This window comes from Hirschia sp. (assembly GCF_058892565.1).
The window spans coordinates 69,522-76,330 of the sequence record NZ_JBZXVU010000005.1 but is presented as its reverse complement, the minus strand read 5'-3'; the positions used below and the strand labels follow the sequence as shown (position 1 = coordinate 76,330).

6 protein-coding genes are annotated in these 6,809 nt (G+C 45.0%); 4 read left to right on the top strand and 2 right to left on the bottom strand.

Annotated features, from left to right (window positions below; genetic code table 11):
• Nucleotides 1-887, top strand: an 887-nt coding sequence (zapE, locus tag AC5EF3_RS02185) for a cell division protein ZapE (protein WP_493546854.1), incomplete at its 5' end; no start/stop codon positions are given.
• Nucleotides 888-955: 68 nt separating this feature from the next.
• Here the strand turns inward: zapE and AC5EF3_RS02180 are convergent.
• Entirely contained in the window at nt 956-2,677 is a 1,722-nt protein-coding gene (locus AC5EF3_RS02180) for a hypothetical protein (RefSeq protein WP_493546853.1), read from the bottom strand.
• 396 nt (nt 2,678-3,073) lie between these two features.
• Between AC5EF3_RS02180 and AC5EF3_RS02175 the strand changes: the two genes are divergently transcribed.
• Both AC5EF3_RS02175 and mdh read left to right on the top strand, forming a co-directional pair.
• A complete protein-coding gene (locus AC5EF3_RS02175) occupies nt 3,074-3,694 on the top strand; it encodes a porin family protein (RefSeq protein WP_493546852.1) in 621 nt (206 codons plus the stop codon).
• A gap of 299 nt (nt 3,695-3,993) precedes the next feature.
• A complete protein-coding gene (mdh, locus tag AC5EF3_RS02170) occupies nt 3,994-4,956 on the top strand; it encodes a malate dehydrogenase (RefSeq protein ID WP_015828083.1) in 963 nt (320 codons plus the stop codon).
• A gap of 99 nt (nt 4,957-5,055) precedes the next feature.
• Here the strand turns inward: mdh and AC5EF3_RS02165 are convergent, their stop codons facing one another.
• Entirely contained in the window at nt 5,056-5,409 is a 354-nt protein-coding gene (locus AC5EF3_RS02165; RefSeq protein WP_015828082.1) for a DUF1428 domain-containing protein, read from the bottom strand.
• A gap of 111 nt (nt 5,410-5,520) precedes the next feature.
• Here AC5EF3_RS02165 and AC5EF3_RS02160 point away from each other — a divergent pair, with 111 nt between their 5' ends.
• Complete coding sequence (locus tag AC5EF3_RS02160) at nt 5,521-6,132, top strand: peroxiredoxin family protein (protein WP_493546851.1); 612 nt, start codon at nt 5,521-5,523, stop codon at nt 6,130-6,132.
• Nucleotides 6,133-6,809: the final 677 nt, after the last annotated feature.

Here is a 6,809-nt window from a genome sequence, read left to right as displayed (position 1 = left end):
TGCGCACGCATTTTCATGACTTTATGCTTGAAACCCATAGCTTTATCGCGCAGTGGCGTAAGCTGGATGAAAAGTCTCGCAGGAAACATGCTGCTTATGTTAAAGGTGTTGGCGAAGACCCAATCCCGCCCGCCGCCAAACATATAGCCGATAAGGCGCGGCTTTTGTGTTTTGATGAATTTCATGTGACTGACATTGCTGATGCAATGATTTTGGGGCGTTTATTTGAGCAATTGTGGAAGCATGACATAGTTGTCGTCGCGACATCAAATAGGCACCCGGATGATTTATATGCGGGCGGTGTTAATCGTGATCTGTTCAAGCCGTTTATCGGCATGATCAAAGACAAGTTGGACATTATCGAGCTGAAGTCTGACATGGATTATAGGCTTGAAAGGCTGATCGCTGCTCCGCTGTATTACTCACCCTTAAATCAGGCTTCCGATAATGCGTTGCAGGAAGCTTGGGTGCGACTCACTAAAGGGGTTTCTGACAGTCAAGTTGAATTGACCGTTCAAGGGCGGTTGCTTCGTATATCTCGCCATGCTGCAGGCTGTGCTTTTTTTAGTTTTAGTGAGCTGTGTGACAAACCCTTAGGGGCAGCAGATTACCTTGTGATTGCGCGTCGATTCCATACTGTATTTATCGAACATGTGCCGATGTTGACGCCTGCAAACCGCAATGCGGCGAAGCGGTTTGTGACATTGATTGATGCTTTGTATGAATCGCGTACCAAGCTTGTGCTGAGTGCTGAGGCAGAGCCGGATGAATTATATCCTGAAGGTGATGGGGCGTTTGAGTTTGAGCGTACAGCCAGCCGTTTGCACGAGATGCGCTCAAAAGACTATCTGGCAGCCGGCCGCAGTGAAGAAGCGGTCGCCCAATAGGGTGGTGTGAACGAAACAAGCCCACCAGATATGCTGATGGGCTTGTTTTTATTTGAACTGATTGTGCGCTAGTTGATCTTTAATGGGTCCAAATCATCAATGTCTGGAAGGTCTTCCAAAAGATCATCTGCTAGCATGTCTTCGACTTCAGGCGTGTCTGGAAGGTCAGGAAGGTCTGTAATATCGGGCATTTCTTCCATGCCTGCTAGCTCTTCTATCTCTGCAAGAGATTCTTCCTCGGTCTTGGGTGCTTTTATCAAGTCTGCATCGGAAGGATAATCACCAAGCTCTGAAAGTGCATCCAGATCAGGTGTATCGTCTAGACTATCTAACGAAAGGCCCTCAGATAAATCCAAGCTTTCAGGAACATCTTCTAAGAGTTCAGGAAGTGCTTCAGGTTTAAGGTCAGACGAAGCATCGTCAATATTGTCAATCTCCATTTCGGGAGGCGGAGTTAATTCTTCTAACTCGTCTAAGTCTTCAACAATTGGCGCGTCTAGTTCTAGATCAGGAGTTTCTGGAGAAACCGGTTCGGCCACCGCTTCGGCAGCAAGGGGTGTTTCATCGTCGAGGCCTGGATCTTCAAGGTCGGGAAGATCTTGAATAATGGGTGCCTCAGATTCAAAGTCGTCTACAGATTCTGTTGCTGGTAGTTCTTCCATCTCAGGAAGTTCTTCAATGATTTGCGCTGCGTCTAGCTCTGGCGATTCCGGCAGCACTAATTCTTCATCATCTAAACTAGGGGCAATTTCTTCGGTGATGACTTCTGGCGCGATATTGGCTTCTTCAATGACTGGCGGAGTGTCTAGCTCTGCTGTGTCGGGAATTTCATCAAGTGCATCATCAAGCGCCGCTTCAATGTCAGAGAGTTTGATTTCTGTGTCCGCAATGGCAATTTTTTCTGCAATAGGTTCTACGGTTAAGGGTGTTTCATGTTCGGCGGCTTCAGGCGTCTCATCTGCAAAAGTGACATTTGCTTCTATTTCTAGGGTTTCTGCAGTCATCGCCTCTGCTTCGGGCATGTCTGCCAATAATTCTTCTTCCGAGACGAAACCATTGTCTGATGAAGATTCAGAGGTGTCTGCGTCAGCTGATTGCGTTGCTGTTGCAATAGCTGCTGCTGCAACAGATGTAGCAATTGCAGCAGAGGCGATTAGAGAGTCTGCATCTTCTGGAGCGGTTTCTTTTGCGTCGCTGGTATTATCTTTGCTTTTTTTGTTTTTCTTGGCGGCTTTGGCTTGCTCTTTTTCCTCGGCTGCTTGCTGCTTGGCAGCTATTGCAGCAGCTTTGGCATCTACCTTAGCTTGTTCCGCAGCTGCCTTTTCATCAATTTTGGCTTGTTCTGCGGCTAGCTTTGCGTCAATTTTTGCTTGTTTTTCAGCTTCTTTAGCTGCGATGGCTGCTTCGCGCTGTTCTTGCTTCTCACGCGCTTTGGCTTCTTTCTCACCAGCTTTCATGAGGTCTTTGGCGGAGCGGGTATCGTCTTTGCTTTTAAATAGACTGCCTATGCCTGATAGCAGGCCCAAGAAGAAATCCACGAGGAAGAAGCGGCTTAATATCGTCAGAGCAATCATGAATACAGTGAGCGGCGTTAATAGAGAGCTGCTTATGTAATCTTGTCTCTCACCCAATAGGGGTAAGATGTGTTGGATCGCATCATCACATAATTGAAGCGCGGATGATTGGATATCCGGAAAGTAATGAGATAATAGCGCCCAGATACCAAGCACAAACGGTAGTGTCAGCAAGCCTTTGAAGGCGGCTTTGAAAATATTCCCAATGGTCTTCATGATTTGCCCCTCAGCATAAAATTAATCATGGGTGTACTATTATGGAACGACAGGCGTGTGACGGAAAGTCACAATATTAACGTTAACACAACTTTTATGGTGAAATTCACGGGAATTAAAAAGGGTGTGATTGCAATTTGTTGATTTTGCATACTTTTGCGTGAAATTTGGCCCTTGGAAAAAATTCAGAATATCGGGGCATCCGATGGCGTTGCTGGAGGGTTGTTTCAAGTGCGTAAGCCCTACAATTAATTAAAATTATGATTGTTCACAAAACAGGTGGAGGGCGGAACTAACATGGTGCCCGATGCGTAGTTCACCAGCTTGTTGACGACGCGGTTCTGTAATTTTCAGCGTTTGTCTTGCAGGTGATTTTTAACTGCGAAGGAATATATCATGAAGACGATTTTTGCTGGTGCTGCTGTTTCTGCTCTCTCTCTTATGGGGGCGGCTCATGCTCAAGCGGTTGAAGACACCGGGCCATATGTACAAGGTGGGTATTCTTATCTTGAATTAGAGCCGGACGGTATTGCTGATGGTGTAGGGACGAGCGCTTTTACTGCGCGTACAGGTTGGCAGATCACGCCTATGTTTGGTGTTGAGGCTGACTTAAGTTCTGGTGTCGATGATGGTGAATTCGACTATAATGTTGATGAAGATGACTTCGAGATTGACCGCAATAATGATGGTGACCTTGATGATATTATCGCTGAGTCTAGTGATATCGGGTTGAACTATCTGATTGGTGCATATGGTACGGCGCAAATACCTATTAATGATCGCCTAGGTGTTCATGCGCGAGCAGGGTATGCCTATATTGATCTTGACGCGACCGTGCCTGTTGTTGGAAATGTGGCGGCTGTAAATGTTGAAGATTCAGCATCGGGTCCAGCAGTTGGGGCAGGTCTGACATTTGATATGACGGAGAGCCTAGAACTTCGCGGTGATTATACTTATTATTCACTGGAAGATACGGACACACATGCAGGATCTGTTGTGCTCGGCTATAAATTCTAGTCAGTATTGATACATCATAAAGACATACACGGCAGTTCCATATGGAGCTGCCGTTTGTGTATGAGGGGTGTTGAGCGGGAAAAATTTTGTCTTTTTATTGCGTGTTAGCGCTATATTGGATGAATATTGCCAAAGTCAGACTATGGACTAATCCAATACGGATTGCACTTGACGCGAGTGTGGGTTAACTCTCCGACATATTCTATACGTTCGGGACATGGATCATGCTTGGTAAACTCGTTGGCGGAATCGCCAATAAAGCTATTCGTGATGCATATACACAACAGGAGAACTCCCCAATGGCACGTAAAAAAATCGCTATGATCGGCGCTGGAATGATCGGTGGAACACTTGCACACATCGCTGCGCGCGAAGAGTTGGGTGATGTTGTATTGTTCGATATTTTTGGCGGTGTTGCTAAAGGTAAAGCTTTGGACATGGCTGAAGCAACAACTGTGTTTGGTTCTGATGTTGCGCTTGCGGGTACAGATTCATATGCAGACATTGAAGGCGCTGATGTTTGTATCGTGACAGCTGGTTTCCCACGTATGCCTGGCATGAGCCGCGACGACCTTATCGGCAAAAACCTTGGTGTCATGAAGCAAGTTGCTGAAGGTATCAAAACATACGCACCAAATGCATTTGTGATCTGTATTACAAACCCTCTGGATGCAATGGTTTGGGCGCTTCAAAAATTCTCTGGTCTGCCAACAAACAAAGTTGTGGGTATGGCTGGTGTGCTTGACTCAGCTCGCTTTGCTTACTTCTTGTCTGAAAAACTTGGTGTATCTGTGAAAGATATCCGCGCTTGGACATTAGGTGGTCACGGTGATGACATGGTGCCAATGGTACGTTACTCAACAGTGGGTGGTTTGCCGCTTAACGTTCTCGTTGAAAACGGCATGTTGTCGCAAGAAGACCTAGACGCAATGGTTATGCGTACGCGTAAAGGTGGCGGTGAAATCGTTGCGCTTCTGGAAAAAGGTTCAGCTTACTATGCACCTGCGGAATCAGCGATTGCTATGGCTCAATCATACTTGAAAGACCAGAAACGCGTTCTTCCATCTGCTGCATACCTTTCAGGTGAGTATGGTCAGAACGACATGTATGTGGGGGTGCCTGTTGTGATTGGTGCTGAAGGTGCTGAAAAAGTCATCGAATTCCCAATGGATGCTTCTGAAAAAGAAATGATGGAGAAATCTATCGCTGCGGTGAACGTACTTATCGAAGCATGTAAGAACCTAGAGCCTTCATTGGCTTAAAAGAGATCTTCATCGTCGAATAGACTGATATAAAGAGGGCCGCTTCTGTAGGGAAGTGGCCCTTTTTGTGAGCTAGGCGTATGGTTGTGTTCTGCGCGCTTATTCAGATTTGAAAATTGGTTCGAAACCACCAAAGATCATGCGTTTGCCATCAAATGGCATTTCCATCATTGGCTCCCAACGTTTATCTGTTTCAAAAGATGCCCAGCACGCCTCTGCGGTTTCTTTGTCTGGCCAAATGAACCAGCTAAACACAATATCCTCGTCTGGTTCACGTTTTACGGCCATCGGGAAAGAGGTGACTTCGCCATCTGCAACGTCTTTTTCCCAGTTTTCTTGGACGCTGAGTGCGCCATATTCTTTAAATAGTGGCCAGCTCGCTTTTGCGAGTTCGGTATATCTGTCTTTGTTCTTTTTGGGGACTGGGAGCAAAAAACCGGTCACGTATGTCATATCAATTCTCCTTCACATTCAGAATAACATATTTGTGATGTGAGTTCATTCAAATTCGCGTCGAGAACCGTGTATGGGTGGAGGCAAGGTAAGAAATGAAAAGGTTGTCTTATGAAATCAGTTTTGGGTGCAGTTTTAACTGCAAGTCTTCTGTTGAGTGCGCCATTGGCATTGGCCGATGATCACAAGAAAAAAGATCATGTACAGGAAATTGGTTTGGCGGTAGGGGAAGCAGTTCCGACTGTAGAAGATGAAGCAATCGGCGTCGTGAGTTCTGCGGGTGATGTCACGAGTTTGCCTACTCTTATGGGAGAGAAGGGTGTAACCGTCGCATTTGTACGGTCGGCAGATTGGTGTCCATACTGTAAGAAGCAGATGATTGATCTTGATACAATTGCGCCGCAATTGGAAGAATTAGGTTTCCCGCTTGTCGCATTATCTTATGATGCTCCTGAAACGCTGGCGAAATTCAAAGAAAAGCATGAGCTGTCTTATACTTTTGTCTCTGATACAGACTCTGCCAATATAAAAGCATTTGGCCTTTTGAACGAGAAGTATGAGGTTGGCTCCCGCGCATACGGCATTCCGCACCCAGCTGTAATGGTGATTTCTTCAGATAATGTGATTGTCGAGAAATTGATGGAAGAGGGGTATAAGAAACGTCCCGCTTCTGAGGCTGTTCTTGAGGCTGTTCAATCAGTGCAACAAGAGACAGTGGAATAGGTTTTCATTATGTTTTCAGGCTGCATGGTTGAGCTATTTTGCAAGAGCTCTTCACCATGCGGTCTGATATTCTCAACGGCTAATGGCCGATGAGAGACGCAATCTTACATGATAACTGAAGTTGCGTTTGTAAGGTTTAGGTAGAATACTGTTGTAAGTATTGCAGCACCAACTAGAAGTCCGATTAGTTTTGTCATGGTTAAAGTCCCTATATATTGATATGCACAATTGCTGTGCCTTGAAATATATATATAGCAATATGCATAACTTAAAACTGCATATAATCTTATAGGTGGTATGCTAAAATGCATTAATTAAGTTTTCAGATATGCATTTTTGTATTTTTTGGGTTTTCGGTAGAGTATTTTGTATTTGAAATTATATAAAAACAGTGTGCTTACACATCTGCTCTAGAGGTATAGAGAGGATGTCGCCGAGAGGTTTAAGTAGAAGCCGGCAGCGATAAGAAATGCTGCAAGCGTTATTCCAATAATTTTAATCATGATCGTCTCCTGTGTTGGTTGTTATGAATATCAAGCAACGTGGTGATGATGGTTTTCGTTTTCTAATTTATCTGGTGAATAAGACTTATCCCGTGTTCGAAAGTGGGTAGTTTTCATTCTTCTTATCGTTAAATTGGGATTATGTTGGAGCAATAGCAATAGGCTGCAATGTTA

What these genes read in the sequence shown, in the direction of transcription:
- AC5EF3_RS02180 (WP_493546853.1), bottom strand. Translation starts at nt 2,677, where the DNA reads ATGAAGACCATTGGGAATATTTTCAAAGCCGCCTTCAAAGGCTTGCTG.
- AC5EF3_RS02175 (WP_493546852.1), top strand. Translation starts at nt 3,074, where the DNA reads ATGAAGACGATTTTTGCTGGTGCTGCTGTTTCTGCTCTCTCTCTTATG.
- mdh (WP_015828083.1), top strand. Translation starts at nt 3,994, where the DNA reads ATGGCACGTAAAAAAATCGCTATGATCGGCGCTGGAATGATCGGTGGA.
- AC5EF3_RS02165 (WP_015828082.1), bottom strand. Translation starts at nt 5,409, where the DNA reads ATGACATACGTGACCGGTTTTTTGCTCCCAGTCCCCAAAAAGAACAAA.
- AC5EF3_RS02160 (WP_493546851.1), top strand. Translation starts at nt 5,521, where the DNA reads ATGAAATCAGTTTTGGGTGCAGTTTTAACTGCAAGTCTTCTGTTGAGT.